The 23,280-nt window shown below is 64.9% G+C and carries 21 protein-coding genes; 19 read left to right on the top strand and 2 right to left on the bottom strand.

Annotation, left to right across the window (positions count from 1 at the left end):
* Positions 1 to 34: 34 nt before the first annotated feature.
* From trpE to ggt, 19 genes are all read left to right on the top strand, one after another.
* Positions 35 to 1,582, top strand: coding sequence for an anthranilate synthase component I (trpE, locus tag T5B8_RS03615; RefSeq protein ID WP_353176307.1), 1,548 nt, complete (start codon positions 35 to 37; stop codon positions 1,580 to 1,582).
* Positions 1,579 to 2,193, top strand: a complete 615-nt coding sequence (locus tag T5B8_RS03610) for an anthranilate synthase component II (RefSeq protein WP_353176305.1) — start codon at positions 1,579 to 1,581, stop codon at positions 2,191 to 2,193. The genes trpE and T5B8_RS03610 overlap by 4 nt, the downstream gene beginning before the upstream one ends.
* A 14-nt stretch (positions 2,194 to 2,207) precedes the next feature.
* Entirely contained in the window at positions 2,208 to 3,242 is a 1,035-nt protein-coding gene (gene trpD / locus T5B8_RS03605; protein ID WP_502950776.1) for an anthranilate phosphoribosyltransferase, read from the top strand.
* Positions 3,239 to 4,045 carry an indole-3-glycerol phosphate synthase TrpC gene (trpC, locus tag T5B8_RS03600; RefSeq protein WP_353176303.1) on the top strand — a complete coding sequence of 269 codons (807 nt, stop codon included), beginning with the start codon at positions 3,239 to 3,241 and terminating at the stop codon, positions 4,043 to 4,045. Before trpD ends, trpC begins: the two co-directional genes overlap by 4 nt.
* A gap of 81 nt (positions 4,046 to 4,126) precedes the next feature.
* Positions 4,127 to 4,546, top strand: a complete 420-nt coding sequence (locus tag T5B8_RS03595; RefSeq protein ID WP_353176301.1) for an OsmC family protein — start codon at positions 4,127 to 4,129, stop codon at positions 4,544 to 4,546.
* A 205-nt stretch (positions 4,547 to 4,751) separates the two neighbouring features.
* Positions 4,752 to 5,534 (top strand): adenosylmethionine decarboxylase, encoded by a 783-nt coding sequence (speD, locus tag T5B8_RS03590; RefSeq protein WP_353176299.1) that lies wholly within the window; start codon positions 4,752 to 4,754, stop codon positions 5,532 to 5,534.
* Positions 5,535 to 5,640: 106 nt separating this feature from the next.
* A complete protein-coding gene (gene holA / locus T5B8_RS03585; RefSeq protein WP_353176297.1) occupies positions 5,641 to 6,681 on the top strand; it encodes a DNA polymerase III subunit delta in 1,041 nt (346 codons plus the stop codon).
* A 15-nt stretch (positions 6,682 to 6,696) separates the two neighbouring features.
* The gene (locus T5B8_RS03580; RefSeq protein ID WP_353176295.1) at positions 6,697 to 7,998 is read left to right on the top strand and encodes a glutamate-5-semialdehyde dehydrogenase; all 1,302 of its coding nucleotides are present in this window, start codon (positions 6,697 to 6,699) and stop codon (positions 7,996 to 7,998) included.
* A 31-nt stretch (positions 7,999 to 8,029) separates the two neighbouring features.
* On the top strand, positions 8,030 to 8,695 hold the full coding sequence (gene nadD, locus T5B8_RS03575) for a nicotinate-nucleotide adenylyltransferase (RefSeq protein WP_353176294.1): 666 nt from the start codon (positions 8,030 to 8,032) through the stop codon (positions 8,693 to 8,695).
* Entirely contained in the window at positions 8,692 to 9,087 is a 396-nt protein-coding gene (gene rsfS / locus T5B8_RS03570) for a ribosome silencing factor (protein WP_353176292.1), read from the top strand. Before nadD ends, rsfS begins: the two co-directional genes overlap by 4 nt.
* Before the next feature lie 18 nt (positions 9,088 to 9,105).
* Positions 9,106 to 9,573 (top strand): 23S rRNA (pseudouridine(1915)-N(3))-methyltransferase RlmH, encoded by a 468-nt coding sequence (rlmH, locus tag T5B8_RS03565; RefSeq protein ID WP_353176290.1) that lies wholly within the window; start codon positions 9,106 to 9,108, stop codon positions 9,571 to 9,573.
* 123 nt (positions 9,574 to 9,696) lie between these two features.
* On the top strand, positions 9,697 to 11,196 hold the full coding sequence (locus T5B8_RS03560; RefSeq protein ID WP_353176288.1) for an Rne/Rng family ribonuclease: 1,500 nt from the start codon (positions 9,697 to 9,699) through the stop codon (positions 11,194 to 11,196).
* A 241-nt stretch (positions 11,197 to 11,437) separates the two neighbouring features.
* Positions 11,438 to 15,271: a YhdP family phospholipid transporter gene (locus T5B8_RS03555; RefSeq protein ID WP_353176287.1), complete on the top strand. Its 3,834-nt coding sequence runs from the start codon at positions 11,438 to 11,440 to the stop codon at positions 15,269 to 15,271.
* Positions 15,272 to 15,294: 23 nt separating this feature from the next.
* The gene (locus tag T5B8_RS03550) at positions 15,295 to 16,143 is read left to right on the top strand and encodes a carbon-nitrogen hydrolase family protein (RefSeq protein ID WP_502950735.1); all 849 of its coding nucleotides are present in this window, start codon (positions 15,295 to 15,297) and stop codon (positions 16,141 to 16,143) included.
* A 54-nt stretch (positions 16,144 to 16,197) separates the two neighbouring features.
* Positions 16,198 to 17,172, top strand: coding sequence for a quinone oxidoreductase family protein (locus T5B8_RS03545; RefSeq protein WP_353176285.1), 975 nt, complete (start codon positions 16,198 to 16,200; stop codon positions 17,170 to 17,172).
* 60 nt (positions 17,173 to 17,232) lie between these two features.
* Complete coding sequence (tldD, locus tag T5B8_RS03540) at positions 17,233 to 18,699, top strand: metalloprotease TldD (RefSeq protein WP_353176283.1); 1,467 nt, start codon at positions 17,233 to 17,235, stop codon at positions 18,697 to 18,699.
* A gap of 25 nt (positions 18,700 to 18,724) precedes the next feature.
* Positions 18,725 to 19,357, top strand: coding sequence for a 16S rRNA (guanine(966)-N(2))-methyltransferase RsmD (gene rsmD, locus T5B8_RS03535; protein WP_353176281.1), 633 nt, complete (start codon positions 18,725 to 18,727; stop codon positions 19,355 to 19,357).
* Between the two features lie 111 nt (positions 19,358 to 19,468).
* The gene (coaD, locus tag T5B8_RS03530; RefSeq protein WP_353176280.1) at positions 19,469 to 19,963 is read left to right on the top strand and encodes a pantetheine-phosphate adenylyltransferase; all 495 of its coding nucleotides are present in this window, start codon (positions 19,469 to 19,471) and stop codon (positions 19,961 to 19,963) included.
* Between the two features lie 65 nt (positions 19,964 to 20,028).
* A complete protein-coding gene (gene ggt / locus T5B8_RS03525; RefSeq protein WP_353176279.1) occupies positions 20,029 to 21,789 on the top strand; it encodes a gamma-glutamyltransferase in 1,761 nt (586 codons plus the stop codon).
* Between the two features lie 162 nt (positions 21,790 to 21,951).
* Here the strand turns inward: ggt and T5B8_RS03520 are convergent, their stop codons facing one another.
* Positions 21,952 to 22,446: a DUF2489 domain-containing protein gene (locus tag T5B8_RS03520; RefSeq protein ID WP_353176277.1), complete on the bottom strand. Its 495-nt coding sequence runs from the start codon at positions 22,444 to 22,446 to the stop codon at positions 21,952 to 21,954.
* A gap of 100 nt (positions 22,447 to 22,546) precedes the next feature.
* The gene (locus T5B8_RS03515) at positions 22,547 to 23,119 is read right to left on the bottom strand and encodes a hypothetical protein (protein WP_353176275.1); all 573 of its coding nucleotides are present in this window, start codon (positions 23,117 to 23,119) and stop codon (positions 22,547 to 22,549) included.
* Positions 23,120 to 23,280: the final 161 nt, after the last annotated feature.

Below are 23,280 nucleotides of genomic sequence, written 5' to 3'. Positions count from 1 at the left end.
GCGCGCTTGTTGCGATTTTCGATCGAGTGATTTCATGAACAATTCGTCTTCTTCCCCCCGCGAATCGGCCCATTCGCTCCACCACCCGCGCGTGCCGCTGGTGGTCGAAGCCCTGGCCGATCTCGACACCCCGCTTTCGACCTATCTCAAACTCGCCGACGCGCCCTACTCGTTCCTGCTGGAATCGGTTCAGGGCGGCGAGCGCTGGGGCCGGTATTCGATCATCGGCCTGCCCTGTGCCGAGCGTATTCGCGTACGTGGCCATACGCTGGTTCACGAACGCGACGACGAGATTCTCGAACAGATCGAAACCGACGATCCGCTGGCCTGGATTCAGGCCTTCAACGATGCACGGCCGTTGCCACGCCTGCCCGAGCTGCCGCGACTGACCGGCGGGCTGGTGGGCTATTTCGGCTACGACACCATTCGTTATATCGAGCCGCGCCTGGCCGCGGGCGGTGCCGGCAAGGACGATCCGCTCGACCTGCCGGACATCCTGCTGCTGATCGCCGAAGAGCTGGTCATCTTCGACAATCTCTCGGGCAAGCTCTATTGCGTGGCCCATCACGTCGAGGGCGACAGCGAAGATCGCGAACGCGTGGCCAAACGGCTCGACGCCCTGCTCGACCGGCTCGAACAACCGCTGACCACGAGTACGACGCGCGCGAAAGCCGGTGATACCTCGGCCGAGCTGCTCGACGACAGCCGCTTCGTGTCCGGGCTGACCCAGGCCGGCTATGAAGACGCGGTGCGCCTGATTCGCGACTACACCCAGGCCGGCGACGTGATGCAGGTGGTGCCCAGCCAGCGTCTGTCGGCGCCGTTCAATGCCGAGCCGATGTCGCTCTATCGGGCGCTGCGCAGCCTGAACCCGTCGCCCTATATGTACTACTTCAACTTCGGCGATCACCATGTAGTCGGCGCCTCGCCGGAGATTCTGGTGCGCGCCATGGACGGCGAGGTCACCGTGCGCCCGATCGCCGGTACCCGCAAACGCGGCGCCACCGAGGCCGAAGACGAAGCGCTTGCCCAGGAGTTGCTCGACGATCCCAAGGAAGTCGCCGAGCATCTGATGCTCATCGATCTCGGGCGTAATGATGTCGGCCGCGTATCGCAGCCGGGCAGCGTGAAGCTGACCGAACGCATGGCCATCGAGCGCTATTCGCATGTCATGCATATCGTGTCGAACGTCACCGGCAAGCTGCGCGACGATCTCACCCCCATGGATGCGCTGCGCGCGGCCTTCCCCGCCGGCACGCTTTCGGGCGCACCCAAGATCCGGGCGATGGAAATCATCGACGAAATCGAGCCGGTCAAACGCGGCGTCTATGGCGGGGCCGTAGGCTATCTGGCCGGCAATGGCAGCATGGATCTGGCCATCGCCATTCGGACCGCCGTGCTCAAGGACGGCGAAATTCATGTCCAGGCCGGGGGCGGCATCGTGGCCGATTCGCAGCCCAACGCCGAATGGGAAGAAACCATGAACAAGGCCAAGGCGGTGATGAAGGCCGCGGCCATCGCCGAGCGCGGCCTGAGCACGCGTGCCCGGGCCAGCACGCCACACAACGGGGGTGACGCATGATTCTCATGCTCGATAATTACGACTCGTTCACCTACAACCTGGTGCAGTATCTCGGCGAGCTCGAGGCCGAAGTGCACGTCGTGCGCAACGATCAGGTCACGGTCGAGGATATCGAAGAGCTCAAGCCCGCCGGCATTGTGGTGTCGCCCGGGCCCTGCACGCCGGACGAAGCCGGCGTCTCCGTCGAACTGATCCAGCGTCTGGCCCATCGACTGCCGATCTTCGGCGTCTGCCTGGGCCATCAGGCATTGGGCCAGGCCTATGGCGGCAAGGTCATCCGGGCACGCCAGGTCATGCACGGCAAGACCTCGGTGATCCGTCATACCGGCCGCGGCGTGTTCGAAAACCTGGCCGATCCGCTGACCGCGACCCGCTATCACTCGCTCATCGTCGCCCGCGAGGGTCTGCCGGACGATTTCGAGATCACCGCCTGGACCGAAACCGAAGACGGCGAGATGGACGAGATCATGGGCCTGATCCATACGCCCACCGGCGCCGAAGGCGTGCAGTTTCATCCCGAGTCGATTCTGTCCGAACACGGCCACGAAATGCTGCGCACCTTCCTCAAGCGCTGCGGCGAAGGCCGACCCGCCACGGGAGACGCGCCGTGATCGACAAGGAATTGATGAACCACATCGTCGCCGGCCGCGATCTGTCGGCCGAGCGCATGCACCAGGCGATGACCGCGATCATGACCGGTCAGGCCACGGCGGCCCAGATCGGTGGCTTTCTCATCGCCATGCGCATGAAAGGCGAAACCGTGCCCGAGATCGCGGCCGCCACGACGGTCATGCGCGAGTTGGCTACCGATGTGCCGGTCGATCCGGCCCTGGCCGATCAACTGGTCGATACCTGCGGCACCGGCGGCGACGCGGCCGGGCTGTTCAACGTCTCCACGGCGGCCGCGTTCGCCGTGGCCGCAGCGGGCGGCCATGTGGCCAAACATGGCAATCGCTCGGTCTCGAGTTCCTCGGGCAGCTCGGACCTGCTCGAGGCGGCAGGAGTCGCCATCGACACCTCGCCGGAACAGGTCGCCGAATGTATTCGTCGGCTGGGCGTGGGTTTCATGTTCGCCCCGGCCCACCACGGCGCGATGAAATATGCCGTCGGCCCGCGCCGTGAACTGGGCGTGCGCACGATCTTCAATATCATCGGCCCGCTGACTAACCCGGCTGGCGCCCGCAATCAGGTGATGGGCGTGTTCAACGGCCATCTATGCGAACCGCTGGCCGAAGTGCTGCAACGCCTGGGCAGCCGCCACGTGATGATCGTGCACGGCGAGGACGGCCTCGACGAGTTGTCGATCAACGCCCCCAGCCGCGTCGCCGAGCTCAAGGACGGCCAGATCTCGACCTACAAGATCGCGCCGGAAGATGTCGGCCTGGAACGCGGCTCGCTGGACGGCCTGCGCGTCAAATCCGCCGATGAAAGCCTGGCGATCGTGCGCGATGTGCTGGCCGGCAAGGCCGGGCTCGCCCTCGACATGGTCGCCTTCAACGCCGGTGCCGCGCTGTATGTGGCTGGCAACGCGCCGGATATCGCCGCCGGTGTGGCCAAGGCGCGCGAGGTGCTGCTCAGCGGTGCCGCTGGCGAGCGCATGAACGCGCTGGCTGAACTGACCCAGACGATGACCGGCCGCGCCGGCATGGTGGATTCATGAGCATTCGTACGACCGCCACGATTCTCGATCGCATCCTCGTGCGCAAGCGCGAAGAGATCGATGCCTTCAAGGCACAGACCTCGCAGGCCGAGCTCGATGAGGCAGTGGAACGCGCCTTCGCACCGCGCGGTTTCGCCGATGCCTTGCGTGCGAAATCACCCCGCGCGGTGATCGCCGAAATCAAGAAGGCCTCGCCCAGCAAGGGGCTGATTCGCGAGGATTTCGACGTGGCCTGGCTGGCCGAGCGCTATGCCGCCGGTGGCGCGGCGTGTCTATCGGTACTCACCGATCACGACTTCTTTCAGGGCGATAACGATTTTCTCGCCCTGGCACGCCAGGCCTGCGATCTGCCGGTACTACGCAAGGATTTCATGATCGACCCGATCCAGGTCGATCAGGCCCGCGCCATGGGCGCGGACTGTATTCTGCTGATCGCGGCGGCCCTGGACACCGGACTCATGACCGAACTGGCCGAGCGCGCCTTCGAACTGGGCATGGACGTGCTCGCCGAAGTGCACGACAGCGAAGAACTCGAGCGAGCCCTGGAACTGCCGGAACGCACCATTCTCGGCATCAACAACCGTGATCTGCACACCTTCGAAACCACGCTCGATACCAGTATCGACATGCGCGAACCCATTCCCGCGGGCCGCGTGGTGGTCAGCGAAAGCGGCATTCACACCCCGGCCGATCTGGCGCGCCTGACCGAAGCCGGTTTCGGCGCCTTTCTGATCGGCGAATCGTTCATGCGCGAAGCCGACCCGGGCGCCGCCCTGGCCGATCTGCTGGCTTCACCCGACTAGAACGCGTCTTCGCGCCGCCACTTTTTTTCGCCGCTACAAGCCCCATCGTCGCCTGACGGTATCGATCATCATTTTTGGCACATGAAAGCAACCATCGACTGGCAGGGCCAGCTCAAGTTCTCCGGCAGCGCCGATAGCGGCCACGAAGTCATTATCGACGGCCCGCCCGATATCGGCGGCGAAAACGCCGGCTTTCGACCCATGGAAATGATTCTGCTCGGCGTGGGCGGCTGCAGCGCGATGGATGTCATGCATATCCTCAAGAAATCGCGCCAGGACGTCACCGGTTGCCGCATCGAAGTCGACGGCACCCGCGCGAGTACCGATCCGAAAGTCTTTACCGACATCCATCTGCAGTTTTTCGTGTCCGGACGCGATCTCAACGAAAAGCATGTCGCCCGCGCGGTTCAGCTGTCGGCCGAGAAATACTGCTCTGCCTCGATCATGCTCCAGGCCAGCGTGAACATCACGCACGACTACACCATCGAGGCTTCGGGCTGAACATCCCGCGCGATGCGGCCCGCACGGCTGCGTGCGTAACGCTTGACGTGCGCGCGTTCGCGCGGATACTGCGCCCTTTCATCGACCTTCGTATGTCGCTAGCCAACGCATCGCCTGAACACCGCCGCCGGACAACCGGTGTTATCGTCGCGCCGCCGGCGCGTTGACCACGACATTCAGGCTCACACCGAATTACTTATTCGCCATGGAAAAACTGCGCCTGCACGGCTTCAACAATCTGACCAAGTCGCTGTCGTTCAATATCTACGACATCTGCCATGCACGTACGCAGGAGCAGAAGAAAGCCTATGTGGCGTATCTGGACGACATGTTCAGTGCCGACCGGCTCACCCAGATCCTGACCGAGGTGTCGGACATCATCGGTGCGCATATTCTCAATATCGCGCGCCAGGACTACGAGCCCGAGGGCGCGAGCGTGACCATCCTCATCGCCGAGGAAGCCGCCTACGACGGGCCCACGCCGGATGCCGTGGTAGGCCATCTCGACAAGAGCCATATCACGGTGCATACCTATCCGGAGTTTCATCCGGACAACGGCATCTCGACCTTCCGCGCGGATATCGACGTGTCCACCTGTGGCCTGATCTCGCCGCTCAAGGCACTCGATCACCTCATTCACAGCTTCGAATCGGATGTGGTGTCGATGGACTATCGCGTGCGCGGCTTCACCCGCGATGTGGATGGCGTCAAGCACTTCATCGATCACGAGATCAACTCGATTCAGGACTACATTCCCGAAGACATCTGCAACCGCTATCAGATGATCGACGTGAACGTGCTGGCCGAGCGTATTTTCCATACCAAGATGCGGCTGACGGAGTTTTCGCTCAACGACTATCTGTTCGCGGAAAAGGCCGAAGACCTGTCCGCCGAAGAAGCCGCCGAGCTCACCGACCGGATCGAGGCCGAGGTCAACGAGATCTTCTACGGCCGCAATTTCGCCAACGACGCCCAGGACGACGAATAACCCCGCGCCTGCGCGCCATGGCGCGTATCGTGCTTGTATGAACGGGGAGTGTTCATGTTCGTATTCAGCGACCGTTCTCGGGTGGCTGTCCTAGCGAGGTAGAACCGTGGAATTGCGCCCGGACCAGTTCCAGCGCCAAGTCGAAACCCAGCCGCTGGCCCGCTGTTATCTGCTGGCCGGTGACGAACCCCTGCAGGTGCTCGAGGCCGCGGATACCCTGCGCGCTGCGGCCCGCAAGCAGGGTTTCGACGAGCGCGAGGTACTGCACGCCGAGCCCGGTTTCGATTGGGGCCAGCTGGCCAGCGCGGGCGCGAGCCTGTCGCTGTTTTCGGAAAAACGTTTGCTGGAACTGCACCTGACCGACAAGGGCCCAGGCAAGCCCGGCAGCGCGGCAATCAGCGACTACGCCAAGAACGCCCCGGATTCGACGCTGCTTTTGATCCTGGCCACGCCGCTGGCGGCCAACGCGCGCAAAAGCGCCTGGTACAAGGCCATCGCCAAGGCCGGCGTCGCCATGTACGCCTGGCCGCTGCCGGGCGCGCGCATGGCGCAATGGGTCGAACAGCGCGCCCGGGCCAACGGACTGTCGCTCGATGGCGATGCCGTTGCCCTGCTTGCCGAACAGACCGAAGGTAACCTGCTGGCGGCCGCCCAGGAGATCGACCGGCTCGCGCTGCTGCACCCGAACGACACCATTGGCGCCGCCGAAATCGAGGCCGCGGCCAGCGATCACAGCCGTTTCGGAATTTTCGACCTGCCTGCCAAGGCCCTGGCCGGCGACAGCGCCAATGCCTTGAAAACACTGGCCAAGCTACGCGCCGAAGGCGTGGATACGGTGCCCATCACCTGGGCGCTGGTGCGCGAAATCCGCCTGCTTTATCAGGCCACGCTCGCCGCGCGCGCGAATCGCCTGGACGCCATGCTGGGCAAGGTGTTCATGCCGCCGGCACGCAAGCGCCAGATCGGCGAAGCCGCGACCCGGGCCGATCCGGCCATGCTCGCCGAGTTATTGCGCCGCGCGGCCCGGCTGGATCAGATCAACAAGGGGGCCGCGGTCGGGCGCGCCTGGGACGAACTGGTAACATTGACGCTCGGTCTGGCGGGACGGCCTGCGCGCGCGTCCTGCCTCGTATCCAATCGTCTTTAAGCAACAACCATAATCATGAGCGCCAATCTTAGCGATCGCGAAAACCACGACAGCAGCTCGCACTCCCGTGTCGAGCGCCAGATGCAGGCCATGGGCAAGCGTGCCCGTGCTGCGGCCCGGCATATGGCCGCGGCCGAGCCAGGCGCGAAAAACGCCGCCCTTTTCGCTATCGCCGAAGCCCTGATCGCGTCGCGCAGCAGCATTCTCGCGGCCAATGCCCGCGATATGCGCGAAGGCCGCGACGAACTCGACCCGGCCCTGCTCGAGCGCCTGGAACTCAATGACAAGCGTCTGGAACAGATGGCCGAAGGCCTGCGCCAGGTCGCGGCCCTGGCCGATCCGATCGGCGGCATTACCGATCTCAACTATCGCCCGTCCGGTATTCAGGTCGGGCGCATGCGCGTACCGCTGGGCGTGATCGGCATCATCTACGAATCGCGCCCGAACGTGACCGCGGACGCGGCCGCGCTGTGTCTGAAATCCGGCAATGCCGCGATTCTGCGCGGTGGCTCGGAAGCCGCACACAGCAATCAGGCCATCGCAGCCTGTATCAGCCGCGGGCTCACCGACGCCGGCCTGCCCGCGGATGCGGTCCAGGTGGTCGAGACCACCGATCGCGCGGCGGTCGGCGCATTGCTGCGCATGCCCGAATACGTGGATGTGATCGTGCCGCGCGGCGGCAAAGGGCTGATCGAATTCGTGGCCGATAACGCCCGCATGCCGGTGATCAAGCACCTGGACGGCGTATGCCATGTCTATATCGACGAGCATGCCGATATCGACAAGGCGATTGCCATCGCGGTCAATGCCAAGACCCAGCGCTATGGCACCTGCAACACCATGGAAACGCTGCTGGTGGCCGATGCCATCGCCGAACGCGTGCTCAAGCCGCTGTCGCAGGATCTGCGTCAGGCCGGCGTCGAGCTGCGCGGCTGCCAGCGCACGCGCAAGCTGCTGGGCAGCACGGTCAAGCCGGCATCGGATGCCGACTGGGCCGAGGAATATCTGGCGCCGGTGCTGGCGATTCGCATTGTCGACGACATGGACGAGGCGATCGACCATATCGAAACCTGGGGCTCGCACCATACCGATGCCATCGTCACCGAAAGCGTAACCAAGGCCCGGGCGTTCATGCGCGGCGTGGATTCGTCGTCGGTGATGGTCAACGCCTCGACCCGTTTTGCGGATGGATTCGAGTACGGCCTGGGCGCCGAGATCGGCATCTCCACCGACAAGCTGCATGCACGCGGCCCGGTGGGCCTGGAAGGGCTGACCTCGCTCAAGTATGTCGTGTTCGGCGACGGACACGTGCGCTGATGCCCTGCGCGATCACGCCCGGAGAAGTATTTTGAGCACGGCTCCTGTCGGTGTCCTCGGCGGCACGTTCGACCCGATCCACAACGGGCATCTGCGCCTGGCCATGGAACTCGCCGGCGCACTCGAACTTGCGCATGTGCGGCTTGTGCCCTGCGCACGCCCGCCGCATCGCGACGCGCCCACGGCCTCGCCGGGCCAGCGCTCGAAATGGATTCGGGTGGCGGTCAGCAACGAGCCACGACTGCGGCTGGACGATCGCGAACTGCTGCGTAATGGCCCGTCCTATACCGTGGACACGCTGGCCTCCATGCGGGCCGACATGCCGGATACGCCGCTGTGTCTGATCATGGGCCGCGACGTCTTCGCCAAGTTGCCGCAATGGCATGAATGGGAACGCATTTTCGACAGCGCCCATATCGTGCTCATCGACCGACCAGGCATCGATTGCAAACTCGATGAGGCCGCCGCCGAGGCCCTGGCCGAGCGTGAAACCGACAGCCACGAAACCCTGCATCGTCGGCTGGGCGGGCATATCTATACCTATATGCCGCCGCCGCTGGTGATTTCGGCCAGTTATATCCGCGAGCTGCTCGCGCGCGGGGAAAGTCCGCGCTACCTCTTGCCCACCGCCGTGCTCGACGACATTATGGATGCAGGCGTCTATCAGTCCCAACCGGCCACGGCCGCGAGTCAATGAATCTACAAGACACCCCCGACACCGCCCGCAACAGCGATCCACAGATCAACGCCCTGCTGAAACTGGCTATCGAGGCCGTCGACGAACTCAAGGGCGAATCCGTCCAGGTGCTCGACGTCGCCGAGCTGACCACCATCGCCGATCACATGGTCATCTGCAGCGGCCGCTCGGCGCGCCACGTCAAACGCCTGGGTGAGACCGTGATCGCCCATGCCAAGGAAGCCGGCATCCAGCCACGCGTGGAAGGCCTGAGCCAGGCCGAATGGGTGCTCATCGACCTCAACGGCGTGGTGGTACACATCATGCAGCCGGTCACGCGTGCCTATTACCAGCTGGAAAAACTCTGGGACATGGACGCGATCGCCGGCGAAAGCTCGACCACCACCCACTAGCGCTTCGATAGCGCGGCCATGCGAATACGTCTGCTGGCCGTGGGCCGGCGCATGCCAGCCTGGGTCACGAGCGCCTACGACGATTACGCCCGGCGCCTGCCGCATGAATGCCGGCTGGAACTCACCGAAATCGCGCCCGGCAATCGCAAGGGTGGCAAGCCCGAGCGCGCGATCGCCGATGAGGACCGGCGCATCTGCGATGCACTCTCGCCCGATCTGGACGTGATCGCCCTGGCCGTCGACGGCAAGCCGTGGAACACCGACCAACTCGCCGCGCAGATGCGCGAATGGCTGGCCGATGGGCGCGACCGGGCCTTGCTGGTGGGCGGGCCGGACGGGCTCGGCCCCGACAGTCTGGCGCGCGCCAATCGGCGCTGGTCGCTATCGGCGCTGACACTGCCGCACCCGCTGGTACGCGTGATTCTGGCCGAACAGCTGTTTCGCGCGCACAGCATTCTCACCGGTCATCCCTACCATCGCGGCTGACCCGGGCGCACCAGCCACTGCATACGGTGCTTGCAGATACGCCTGCTGTGCGCAGACAATCGAACGCATGGCACTGAATTCGCACAATCTGTTTCGTATCCACGCGCTTGTGCGCGGCACGCGGTGAGCGCCTCCGGGCAGACAGCGGCCGAGCTCGAATCGCCGCGTATCGAGATTCTGGTCAACGTCTCGCAGGGCGAAACCCGGGCCGCACACCTGGAAAACGGCGTGCTCCAGGAAATCTATATCCAGCGCGACGCCACCGGCAGCGTGGTGGGCAATATTTATCTCGGGCACGTCCAACGCGTGCTGGCCGGCATGCAGGCGGCATTCATCGATGTCGGCCTGCCCCGGGCGGCGTTCCTGCAGATTTCCGACATGGTTCGGCGCCCGGCTGAAACCCAGGATGTCGCCCCGCGTATCCAGAACCGCCTCAACCAGGGCGATCGGGTACTGGTACAGGTCACCAAGGATGCGATGAGCAGCAAGGGCGCGCGCCTGACCACGGACCTGGCGATCCCGTCGCGCTTTCTGGTGTACATGCCCTACAACCCTCGGATCGGCGTATCCGCGCGAATCGAAAACGAAGCCGAACGCAATCGGCTGCACAGTGCCGTGACCGGCATTCGTGAAGAACTCGGGCTGAGCGGCGGCTTTATCGTGCGTACGGTCGGCGACGGCGCGCCGCACCACGCGCTGGCCGCGGATATGCGTTTTCTGGCCACGGTCTGGAAAGATATCCTCGCGCAAAGCCGTACCGTGGCGCCGGAAACCCTGCTCTACGGCGATCTTGCCCTGCCCATTCGCATGCTGCGCGACATGCTCACGCCCGAGGTGGTGGCGATCACCATCGACGACGAAGCCGCCTGGCAGGAAATGACCGGTTTCACCCAGCGCTTCGCGCCGGAATTCACCGAACGCACGCTGCATTACACCAAGCCCGTGCCGCTGTTCTCGCAATACGGTATCGAAGAAGCCATCGAACGCGCGCTGGCGCCCAAGGTGCCGCTGCGTTCGGGCGGGTTTCTGATCATCGAACAGACCGAGGCAATGGTCACGGTGGATGTGAATACCGGCGGCTATGTGGGCACGCGCAGTCTCGAACAGACGGTGCTGCGTACCAATATCGAGGCCGCCAATACGGTCGCCCGCCAGCTGCGGCTGCGCAATCTCGGCGGCATCATCGTGATCGATTTCATCGACATGGTGGATGCCGATCACAAGGCCCAGGTACTCACCGCCCTGCGCGCCGCGCTCGATGCCGACCCGGCCAAAACCAGCGTCGGCGCGATCTCGCCGCTGGGGCTGGTGGAAGTCACCCGCAAGCGCACCCGTGAATCGCTGCAGCAGCTGATGTGCCATGACTGCGACACCTGCGGCGGGCGGGGCTTCGTCAAGACCGGCGAAACCGTGTGCTTCGAATTGTTTCGCGAGATGACGCGGCTGGCGCACAGCCAGCGTGTGGACGAACTGCTGATTCTCGCAGCACCCGATACCATCGGCCTGTTGCTCGACGAACTGGCCACCGCCTTTCACGAGGTCTGCGCGGAAACCGGGCTTGCGGTGCGGTTGCAGTCGGAATCGTTATATACCCCGGAACAGTTCGATCTGGTGGTGATGTAAGCTGTGTCTGGCGACGACGCCTGCGCGGTCGCGGTACGCGCCTGCGCTGGAGCGCGCGAGTTCGAACTGGCGCGGTACGAAATCGGCGTCTCATCGCGAACCCTGAGCGCTTGGGTGTGTCGCACCCCCATCGCCTTTGTCCGATCGCTGCCCGACACGTTCATGCTCGCACCGCGCCTCGTCAACGTTTTCGCTCTACGGCATGCATCGCAGCGCTCGGCGCGCGCTGAGAGCGAACGACATGGCTAGCACCACGATCATCAAACGCGCGCTGGTCATCACCCTGGCCAGCGTGGTCATCCTGGCCGGTCTGCTGGTGGGGGGCGTGCGCTTGATCGATCATCTGGTGCCCGGCTATCGGCAGGCGCTGGCCGAACGTATCGGCCGTCGCATCGATGCCGATATCGACATCGATGCCATCGAGCTGCGCTGGCAATGGAATGGACCGTTGCTGGAGCTGGCCGACGTACGCGTGACCCGTCACGGCTTCGATAAGCCCGCGGTTACGCTCGCAAGCCTTGGCCTGCATTTTTCCTTTACCGATCTCATCGACGGCAAACGCCTGCCCGACGGGCTGGTGCTGGAACAGCCCACGGTCGCGGTACGCCGCGGCGACGACGGCCGCCCGCAACTCGAATACTGGTCGCGCCCGGACGACGAACCGCTGGACTGGGACACCATCAACGAGCGCCTGGCCCTGCTGCATACCGCCACCATCAGCGATGCCGATATCACCCTGCTCGACGAAGCGCTGCCGGACGGGCGCGCGCGTATCGAGCGTCTTGATGCCCATATCGCCCATCGCGGCAACGACAGCTATGCCCTGCGCTTCAATCTCGACGGCCCGTCCTGGCTGAAGCAGGCCGACGGCAAGGCGCGTTTTTCCGGGCGCCTGCCGACGATCGATACGGCCGATTTCGAATTCAACGTCGACGCGCTGGATACACCGACCCTGGCCCACGGCGCGGGCCTGATCGGCGACAGCCTCTATGAACGCCTCTCCGGCGGCCGGTTGACCACGACCATCGACGGGCGTTGGCAACAGGGGCATCTGCTCGACGCCCGCGCCAAATTCGATCTGGACGCCGTACACGACGACAGCCGTAAAACCGATCTGCTGCCGGCCCTGTCGAGCACGCTGGAGGCCACCGGCATCGAATCCCCCGAGTCGGGCCAGGCCTCAGCGCCCGACGACGACATCCGTGTGGCAATGACCTCGCTGTCCGGCGATGCGCCCGGGCTGGAGGACTTCAGCCTGACCGGTACAGTCGACCTGGACGAGCCGCGCCTGCGAGTCGACGCCCGGCATGTCCCGTTTTCGATCGCCTGGCGCCTGGCCAAATTGCGCGTCGCGCGTCTGGCCGACACCACCGCCGATGCGCGCATCGATAATCTGGCGCTCACCCTCCGCGCCGATACCCCGCTGCAATTGGCCTTCGATTTTCAGGATCTGTCGATCGACGATCCGGCGATCACGCTCGGCCCGGTCGCCGGCAGTTACTACCAGCAGGCCGATAACCATCGGCTGCAGTTCAACGACGCCGGCGGCACGCTGGCCGCGCGGCGCTATCTGCGCGGCGAACTGCCGGTTGACGATCTCGACGGCGAGATCGCCTGGCAACGCCGCGACGAGGGTTGGCAGATCGATGCAAACAAGCTCGAGCTGACCAGCGCCGAGGCAACGTTTGCGACCAGCGGTCGTATCCAGCTGCAACCGGGCAGCGCGCCCGTGGTCGATATCCAGGCCAGCGCCAGTGCACCGCAGATCGCGCCCGTGCTCGCGCGTATCCCCCAGGCCAAGGATCTGCCCAACGAGAAGCTGCGCGACTGGCTGCCCAAGGCAATCACCGCCGGCACGCTGGATAGCGCGTCGCTCGAAGTGCGCGGGGCCATGGATCGGTTTCCCTTCGCCAAGCCGCGCGGCGACGAGCGTTTTCATCTGGAACTGAGCGGCCACGATGTGGATGTCGCCTACAAGGACGATTGGCCGCCGCTGAAGTCTGCCCGCGGCAAACTCACCCTCGATGGCGACGATCTGCGTGTGGATGTCGCTGCCGCACGCATGTTGGATGTGGATCTGGGCCCAGCCACCGGGCGCGTGGCCAACGTGCGCGAACCGGTGCTCAAGATCGACGGCAAGGCGCGCAATGCCCGCGCCGAGAAGATGCTGGCGTTTCTGGTGCGCTCGCCACTACGCGATCGATTCGAAAAAATCGTCGATGCGCTCAAGATCACCGGGCCGGCCAATCTGGCCATCGATCTGCGTATCCCGCTCAAGCCCGAGCTGGGGGATGTCGATGTCAGCGGCGACGTGCAGGCACGCGGCGCAACGCTGCGTACCGACGTGCTGCCCGGGCCGATCACCGATATCACCGGCACGCTGCATTTTGACGATAAACGCGGGCTCGCCGCGCACGCACTCAAGGGCAAGCTGCTGGGCGTGGCGCTGAATACCGATATCGAGCCGGCGCCGGGCGAGCGCCAGCGCATTGTCAGCCGCGCCCGCCTGCAACTGCCCGAAGACGGCACGGCCCTGGCGCATTATCTGCCCGAATCCTGGCTGCGCTATGGCCACGGCGCGACCGATTTGCGTATCGCCTTCGAAGTCGCTCGCGATGGCGAGGTCTCGGCTATCGATATCGACAGCGACCTGCGCGGTCTGGCCCTGAATCTGCCTGCGCCCCTGACCAAGCCAGCCGATCGCGCCGCGCCGATGGCGATTACCGTCGCCGGCGATGCGAGCCGCGTGCATATCGACTACGACAAGCGCCTGGATACACGCGTGCGCCTGCGCGATGGCGCGGTCACGCGTATCCAGGCGCTACTCAACGACAACACGCTCGAGCCACCCGATGTCGATGGCATCTGGATTGGCGGGCGCACCGAGACCGCCGACGGCTTGGGCTGGTTCTATGTGGTAACCGAGCAGATCGAGGCCGCGGAAAAACTCGCCAGACAATCCGGCGGTCCGGCCTCGACGCTGGATTTCGTCGGCGGCGATGTGCGCGTGGGCGCGCTCGAACTCGACAATCGCTATTTCGAAAACACGCATATCCGCGCCCAACCGATGAACGCCCGCCCCGGCTGGCGGGTGGACTTCGAAGGCCCGGACACCCAGGGCCAGATCACCTGGACCCAGCCGGCCGGCGGCAACGTCAATATCGCCGGCAATCTGGCCCGGCTGGCGCTCAAGACCCGTGCACAGCAGCCCGCAGCGCCGCCTGCCGAAAGCGACCCGGTGATCTGGCAATACATCGACCCGGTCGATCTGCCGCACCTGGACGTGTTCGTGGCCAATGTTGAGATCGACGGCACCGATTTCGGCGAGGCCGAACTCAAGGCGCGTGCCCAGCCCAACGGCTGGCAGCTGGACCGCTTCCAGCTCAAGAACGGGGCCATGGCCGGCTGGGCAACCGGCCGCTGGACCCACGACAACGGTCTGACCCAGGCCAGCGCCCAGACCCGTTTCGCCGGCCGTGGCATGGCCGGGCTGCTGCGCGCACTCGGCTATGCGGCCACCGTGACGGCCGAATCTACCCAGGTACATGCGCGGCTCAATATCGCGCCCAACCCGCTGGGGCTGGACTTGCGCTCGCTCGACGGCAGCGTGGATCTAGAGCTGGATAACGGTACCTTCACCGCCGTCGAGCCCGGCGCGGCGCGGGTGCTGGGGCTGGTCAATCTCTATGTACTGCCGCGGCGCCTGCGGCTGGATTTTCGCGACGTGGTCGACGAAGGCCTGGCTTTCGATCATGTGCGTGCCCACTTCAATATCGACAAGGGCAACGCCTATAGCGACAACATGCTTATCGAAACCCCCTCGTCGCAGATCCGCATGACCGGGCGTATCGGCCTGGCCGCGCGCGACTACGACGAACGCGTGACTATCGTGCCCAAGGTCGGCAGCGGTGTGGCGGTGGCCAGTACCGTACTCGGCGGCCCACTCGTGGGCGCAGCGGTATTCGCCATGCAGGAAATATTCAAGAAACCGATCAAGAAATTCTCCAGCATCGCGTATACCCTGAAAGGCAGCTGGGACGATCCGCGTATCGAACAGCCCAGCGCCGAACAATAGCCCTACCCGACGAACCGATCGCCATGACTTCCGATTCCGATCTGCCCCGTGTCGCTGCCATCCAGATGAACTCACGCGGTGAGGTGGCGCCCAATCTCGCCCGTGCCGACGACCTGCTCGCCGACGCCGCGCGCCGCGGCGCCCAGCTGGCCGTACTGCCGGAAAACTTCGCCCTGATGGGGGCGCACGAAACCGACAAGATTGGCGTGGCCGAGCCCGACGGCGCCGGCAACGGTCATACGCCGATTCAGGATTTCCTGGCCGACGCGTCCCGCAAATACGGCCTATGGATCGTCGGCGGCACGATCCCGCTGGCCAGCGACGAAGCCGATCGCGTTTATCCCACCTGCCCGGTGTATGCCGACAACGGCGAACGCGTGGCCCGCTACGACAAGATCCACCTGTTCGATGTCGGCGTGCCCGATTCGGCCGAGGCCTATCGCGAATCTGCCACCTTCGTGGCCGGCCCACCCACGCCGCATGTGGTGGATACGCCGTTCGGCCGCCTCGGGCTGAGCGTGTGTTACGACCTGCGTTTTCCCGAGCTGTATCGCGCGCTTGCCGACGAAGGCGCGGAAATCGTGGTCGCGCCCTCAGCCTTTACGCATACCACCGGCAGTGCCCACTGGCATGTGCTCACCCGCGCGCGGGCAATCGAAAACCTGGTCACGCTGATCGCGCCCAATCAAGCCGGGCATCATGCCAACGGCCGTCGCACCTATGGCCACAGCCTGATCGTCGACCCCTGGGGCCAGATCAAGGCCGAAGCCAAGAGCGAGGCCAACGAAGTGGTCGTTGCCCCGATCGATCGGGCCCGTACCGCCAGCCTGCGTGACGGCTTTCCCTGTTTGTCGCATCGACGTCTATTCTAGAGGCTGCTAGAAATAGCGCATTGATTTACTGCGCTGTTTTCAAAGGAGCGTGCCATGGCTCGTCAGATCCAGTTCACCCAAACCGGCGGCCCTGAAGTTCTCGAACTCGTCGATGTCGAGCCCCGCGCGCCGGGCCGCGGCGAGATTCGTATCGCCAATCGCGCGGTGGGCCTGAACTTCATCGATATCTATGTGCGTAGCGGCCTGTACCCGGCCCATCCACCCAGCGGGCTCGGCACCGAAGGCGCCGGCGTGGTCGACGCGGTGGGCGAAGGCGTCGAGGATTTCGCCGAAGGCGATCGGGTGGCCTATGCCCAGGCGCCGCTCGGCGCGTACGCCGATTTCGTGGTCATGGACGCAGACAAGGCGATCGCCCTGCCCGAGGCCATCGATTTCGAAACCGCGGCTGCCGGCATGCTCAAGGGCCTGACCGTGCAATATCTGCTGCGCCAGACCTATGCCATCGGCGAAGACGACACCATCCTGTTTCATGCCGCCGCCGGCGGCGTGGGCTCGATCGCCTGCCAGTGGGCGCATGCGCTGGGCGCGCACGTAATCGGCACCGTCTCCAACGAAGACAAGGCCGGTATCGCCAAGCGCAACGGCGCCTGGATGACCATCGACTACACCCGCGAATCGGTGCCCGAGCGCGTACGCGAACTCACCGACGGCGTCATGGTGCCCGTAGTCTATGATTCGGTCGGCCGCGACACCTGGAAGGATTCGCTGGCGTGCCTTTCCAAGCGCGGGCTGATGGTGAGCTTCGGCAATGCCTCCGGACCGGTGGAGGGCGTGAACCTGGCCGAACTCAACAAGGGCGGTTCGCTGTTCGTCACCCGGCCCAGCCTGAATGGCTATGCCGATACACGCGAACGCTTCGAGATGATGTGCGACGACCTGTTCGCCGTGCTCGAATCAGGTGACGTGAAGATCAAGATCGGCCAGCGCTTCGCCCTGGAAGACGCCGCCGAGGCCCACCGGGCGCTGGCCAATCGCGAGACCACCGGTTCGACCATTCTCACGCTCTGAGCCCGCGAGCCGGCTCGCCCGGCTGCCCAATGGGCGGCCCGGCGGTGTTAATGTGTCGGCATGAAAAACGCTATCGATATCGCTTCCGACACCCTGCTCGGCCGGGCCGGCATCGACGCCGGCCAGCTGCAATCCGCGCTCGGCGCGCTGATGGTGCCGGGCGTGGACTATGCCGATCTGTATTTCCAGATTCTCAAGAACGAATCGTGGCTGCTCGAGGACGGCGTGGTGCGCAGCGCCGGTGCCTCCACGTCTCAGGGCGTGGGGGTACGCGCGCTGGCCGGCGAACAGACCGGTTTCGCCTATGCCGACGAACTCGCTTTTCCGGCGTTGGCCGAGGCATCGAAGGTCGCCGCTGCCATCGCCCGCGACGGCAAGAGCGCGAGCGTGAATACGCTCACCCGTCGCGATAGCGGCGCGCTAGGCCGCTATGCGCCGATCGACCCGGCCGCCACGCTCGACGCCGACGCCAAGGTCGCGCTGCTGCATCACGCCGACAAGATCGCCCGCGACGCGGATGATCGCGTGGTGCGGGTAACGGTATCGCTGGCCGGCTCCTCGGATACGATGCTGGTCGCTGCCTCCGACGGCACGCTGGCCGGCGACGTCCGCCCGCTGGTACGGGTGAACGTGTCGGTCCAGGTCGAGGAAAACGGCGTACGCGAATCCGCCAGTGCCGGCGGCGGCGCCCGCATGGGCTACGACTACTTCGGCGTGGCCAGCGGCGATGCCGCCGATCGCGTGGCCGGCTATGCCCGCGAGGCCGTGCGCCGCGCGCTCGTGCGTCTGCATGCCGAAGCCGCGCCGGCGGGCAGCCTGCCCGTGGTGCTCGGCGCCGGCTGGCCGGGCGTGTTGCTACACGAAGCCGTCGGCCACGGCCTGGAAGGCGATTTCAATCGCCGCGGGTCGTCGAATTATTCCAACCGGATCGGCGAGAAAGTCGCCTCCGATCTGTGCACCATCGTCGACGACGGCACGCTCGACGGGCGCCGCGGCTCGCTGGCCATCGACGACGAAGGCAGCCCCGCGGCGTGTAACACGCTCATCGAAAACGGGCGTCTCGTGGGTTACATGCAGGACAAGCACAACGCACGGCTGATGGGCATGAAGCCCACCGGAAACGCGCGCCGCGAGTCCTATGCGCATACGATCATGCCGCGCATGACCAATACCTATATGCGCGCCGGCGACAGCCAGCCGGGCGATATCATCGCCTCGGTCGACAACGGCATCTACGCGGTGAACTTCTCGGGCGGCTCGGTGGATATCACGTCGGGCAATTTCGTGTTTTCGGCCGACGAGGCCTATCGCATCGAAAACGGAAAGATCGGCGCGCCGATCAAGGGCGCCACGCTGATCGGCAACGGGCCCGACGTGCTCGAGCGTATTTCCATGGTCGGCAACGATCTGGCCCTGGATGAAGGCATCGGCGTATGCGGCAAGAACGGCCAGAGCGTACCGGTGGGCGTGGGCCAGCCCACGCTCAAGGTGGATGCGATTACCGTGGGCGGCACCCAGCAGGGATGAGCACCACGCCGAATCGCGTCTGAGCATGGCGCGTCGAGCACGCCAGCGGCGCCCGGGCGCTGCCCCTGCGAGCACCACCGTACGCATCATCGGCGGGCAGTGGCGTGGCCGGCGCCTGCCGGTCGCGGTGGCCGACGGGCTGCGCCCGACGCCGGATCGCGTGCGCGAAACGCTGTTCAACTGGCTGGCCCCGCGGATCGAGGGCGCCCGCTGTGTCGATCTGTTCGCCGGCACCGGCGCGCTGGGTCTGGAAGCGTTATCGCGCGGCGCGGCGCATGTGCAGTTTGTCGATCGCGATCGGCAGGCCATCACGGCGTTGCGCACGACACTGGAAACCCTCGCGGCCGGCGAGCGCGCCACGCTCGTTCAGGCCGATGCATTGGCGCTTACGCTTACCGCGCCGGCCCCGGATATCGTATTCATCGACCCGCCTTTTGCCGCGCAGCTGCACGCAGGCGCACTGGCAGCCGTGATCGCACAACTACGCCCCAACGCGCGTATCTATCTCGAATACCCGGCCGCCCAAGGCGACGAAATTCTGGCCATGCTGGCCGATCGGGCGCATGTGTTGCGGCAAAAGCGTGCCGGCCAGGTGGGTTATTGCCTTGCACAGCCGCGCGCCGCCAGCGAAGATGATGGCGCATCTTCGATCTCGTAATACATGCTCGCGCAGCGTGCAGCCGCACGCGCGCGAAAAACGCCTGAGGAGACTTCACGTGCGGTCAGCAGAACAGCACTGGGCCAACGACAACACCTGCATGTGTGTCGCATGAGTAATGCCCCCCGTATTCGTGCCGCCTATACCGGCACATTCGACCCCATCACCAACGGCCATGCTGATGTGATCCGCCGTGCTGCGGGCATGTTCAACGAGTTGATCGTGGCCGTGGCCAGCAATGCCAGCAAGAAATCGATCTTCGATCATCAGGAACGTGTCGAGCTGGCCAAGCAGGTCTTGGCCGATGTCGACAACGTCACCGTCATGCCGGTGAGCGGGCTGGTGGTCGATTTCGCCCGCAAGCATGGCGTGAGCGTGCTCGTACGCGGCGTACGCGGCGTGGGCGATTACGAATACGAAAAACAGATGGCGGTAATGAACCGCCACCTCGCCCCGCAGGTGGATACGATATTTCTGGCGCCCTCGCCCGAATATGCCCATATCTCGTCCACGCTGGTGCGCGAGATCGCGTTTCTCGATGGGCGCATCAGCGGCCTGGTCCCCAGCCTCGTCGCCGACAAGCTCCACGAAAAGACCGCCGGCTGAACCACAGGCTAGAGCCTGACGATCACAGGCGGTATCGTGATGATCCGCCTTTCGTTTTTTCGGTAATGTCCATGCCTGTTCGGCTTCGCCTGATCGCCTGCGTGGCGCTTGTTTCATGCCTGCCATTTTCAGCCGCATTGGCGGGCAACGACACACCGCCCGCGCCAGCGGTGGCCAGCGCGCATCCCGCCGCGACCGCGGCCGGCATGCAGATACTCGAAGCCGGCGGCAACGCCTTCGATGCAGCAGTCGCCGTCAGCGCGGCGCTGGCCGTGGTCGAACCGCAGGGTTCGGGCCTGGGCGGGGGCGGCTTCTGGCTGCTGCACGACGCCCAGAACAAGCGCGACGTCATGATCGACGGCCGCGAAGAAGCGCCGGGTGCTGCGACCCGCGACATGTATCTCGATGACGAAGGTAACTTCGTACAGGAACGCTCGCGCAACGGCGCGCTCGCGGCCGGCATTCCGGGCGAACCGGCGGCGCTGGCGCATATCGCCGCGCGCTACGGCAAGCTCGATCTGGCCACCACCCTCGCGCCCGCGATTCGCTTGGCCCGCAACGGCTTCGAAATCAACGATCACATGCACGCGCTGGCGCAATACCGCAAGGACGTGCTCGCTCGTTATCCGGCCAGTGCCGCCCTGCTGCTCGATGACGACGGCGAACCGCTGCCGGCCGGCACACTGTTCAAACAACCGGAACTGGCCCGTACGCTGGAAGCCATCGCTGCCCAGGGCCGCGACGGCTTCTACAAGGGCGATATCGCCCGCCAGCTGGTCGAGGCCGTGCGTAGCGCCGGCGGTATCTGGACCCGCCAGGACCTGGCCGACTACGACGTCGTCGAGCGCGAGCCGATTCGTGGCACCTATCGCACGCCCGACGGCGAATATCAGATCATCTCGGCCGCACCGCCGTCCTCTGGCGGGCCGGTGCTGGTGGAAGCACTCAACATCCTCGAAGGGTTCGATTGGGGCGCGCTCGACGACGTCGAACGCCGGCATGTGACCATCGAGGCCATGCGCCGTGCCTATCGCGATCGCGCGGTCTATCTGGGCGACCCCGACTTCGTCGATATGCCTATCGACCGGCTGACCGACAAAAACTACGCGGCCGGACTGCGCGTGGGCATGCGCATGGATCGCGCCACGCCCAGCGACGAACTCGCCAGCGTCACGGCCGACCATGCCAATGGCCATCACACCACGCATTTTTCCGTCATCGATGCCCAGGGCAATCGCGTGGCGGCCACGTTGTCGGTGAATTTCCCGTTCGGCTCGGGCCTGGTCGCGGCCGGTACCGGCGTGTTCCTCAACGACGAAATGGACGACTTCTCGGCCAAACCGCTCACGCCCAATGGCTATGGCCTGGTCGGCAGCGAAGCCAACGCCATTGCCCCCGGCAAGCGCCCGTTGTCGAGCATGACGCCTACCTTCGTCGTCGGCGACGATCGCGAGATCGCGCTCGGCACGCCGGGCGGCAGTCGCATCATCAGCATGGTCCTGCTCGGCGTGCTCGACTTCACCCACGGCGGCGATGCGGCCAGCGTGGTCGGCAAGCCTCGCTATCACCACCAGTATCTACCCGACCACGTCGAATACGAACCCGGTGCGCTGTCGGCACAAACGCTGGCCGGGCTGAAAAAACTCGGCCACAAGTTCGAGAACGTGGATCGCCACTACGGCGATATGCACGCCGTGATCTGGAACAAGGCAGAAAACACGATGGATGCGGCCTCCGATCCGCGTGGGATTGGCTGTGCCACGATCGGCGATAGCGCCCCGGTGTGCGAACACGAATCTCGGGATGCCGTCACCGCGTCGGAATAAGTCGCGTAGGTTGGCTTAGGCCGCAGGCCGTAAGCCAACGGGTGATTGCCACCGTTGCTGGTTCAAATCTGTAGGGCGAAATGCACAACAAGGGCTGCGTTCTTTGTTGGATTACGCTTCGCTAATCCAACCTACGTCCTTGCTCGGCTGCAAGGCAACGCGTCAAGCAGCATCCATCGGCCGTGCCGAAGCCAGCCCTTCGCGGCCGCTGGGCACCCCGAAGCGTTCACGCAGCAGCGCGGCTTCGTCGAGCACGGCGTCCTTGGCGGCGACTTCGAGCATTTCCCGTTCCCGATCCAGACGCCGGATTTCGGCGCGCGGCCAGGCATCGCGTTCGGCGCCGCGCGGCATGGTGCAGGTCGACAGGAACAGGCTGTAAATCGCCGGGTAGTCGGCCTGGGCCCCACCCGGCGCATGGTAGTGATCGAGCAATACCTTGAGCCGGATGGCGCCTTCCGAAAGGTTGAGTTCGCCGGTGAGCAGGCTATCGGCAATGATGGCCATGCTGTGTTCCAGATCGGCCTCGGTTTCGGCGAGGACGGCGGCGTTGTGGGTTTCGCGCTCTTTTTTCTGGTTGAACACGCGCCACCACAGCCAGCCGGCATAGGCGGCCAGCGCGACGACCAGCACAACCGCGAATGCGACGAGCCAGACCATCATTGATTGTGTACCGTGTCAGTTCGCGACATGCATGCTCCGTGTTCTGTTGGGCCGGGCCGCGCTCGGCCATTTGGCGGGGCGCTGACGAGCGCCAGCCCTAGCGCTGCTTGTCGGTATTGCCGCTCGGGCCGGGGCGTAGCGCATACTGCTCGGTGATATCGATCGTGGCCAGCCCGGGACGGTTGTTGGGGCGAAACAGCACGATCTGAATGGCCCGGTCCGGATAACTGAAATACACGCGCGAGGTGCTGGCATCGCCGCTGACGCCGGTGTCCGTGCGTACCGCAGGCGTATCGCCGCCATTGGGCGCACGCGAAAAGGCTGCGATCAGACGTTCGATGGCCTGTTCGCCGTCTTCACTACGAAACGAGCCGAGGTTACGGCTGATACGGGTGAGTCGGTTGTCGCGAATGGTGAGCGTACCCACGGGTTTGCCGTAGGTATCGCGGCCGACGATCACCGGGCCCTGTTTGGGAAAGAGCATGTACTGACCGTCGACCTGGGCCGGCACGATATTGAAATGCGCATTGGCGATAGCGAGCGTATCCGCACGCGAGGCGCCCAGTTCGAGGGTGGTACCGCCGATGGCCACGCTCTGCGCCGCAGCCAGGGGGGCGATGCACAGGGCCCACAGGCCGAGTGCTGCATAAGTCCAGGAATGTCGTTTCATGTTTGACCTCGTCGTTGCCCGCCCCCACCGCGTGCATCTGACAATCACTATGCCTGCAACCGGCGCAACGAGCGAGGCCCGCACAGGGCGGGCCTCGACGAAAGTTGACGATCGAGCGCCGGGGCGGGCGTGAAACGCACCGCGACGCGCCCGGGTCACGA

The sequence above is a fragment of the Salinisphaera sp. T5B8 genome, assembly GCF_040361255.1.
In the GTDB taxonomy this organism is placed as follows: Bacteria; Pseudomonadota; Gammaproteobacteria; order Nevskiales; family Salinisphaeraceae; genus Salinisphaera.
The sequence above is the reverse complement of the archived record's forward strand: the minus strand, read 5'-3'. Positions and strand labels throughout refer to the sequence as shown.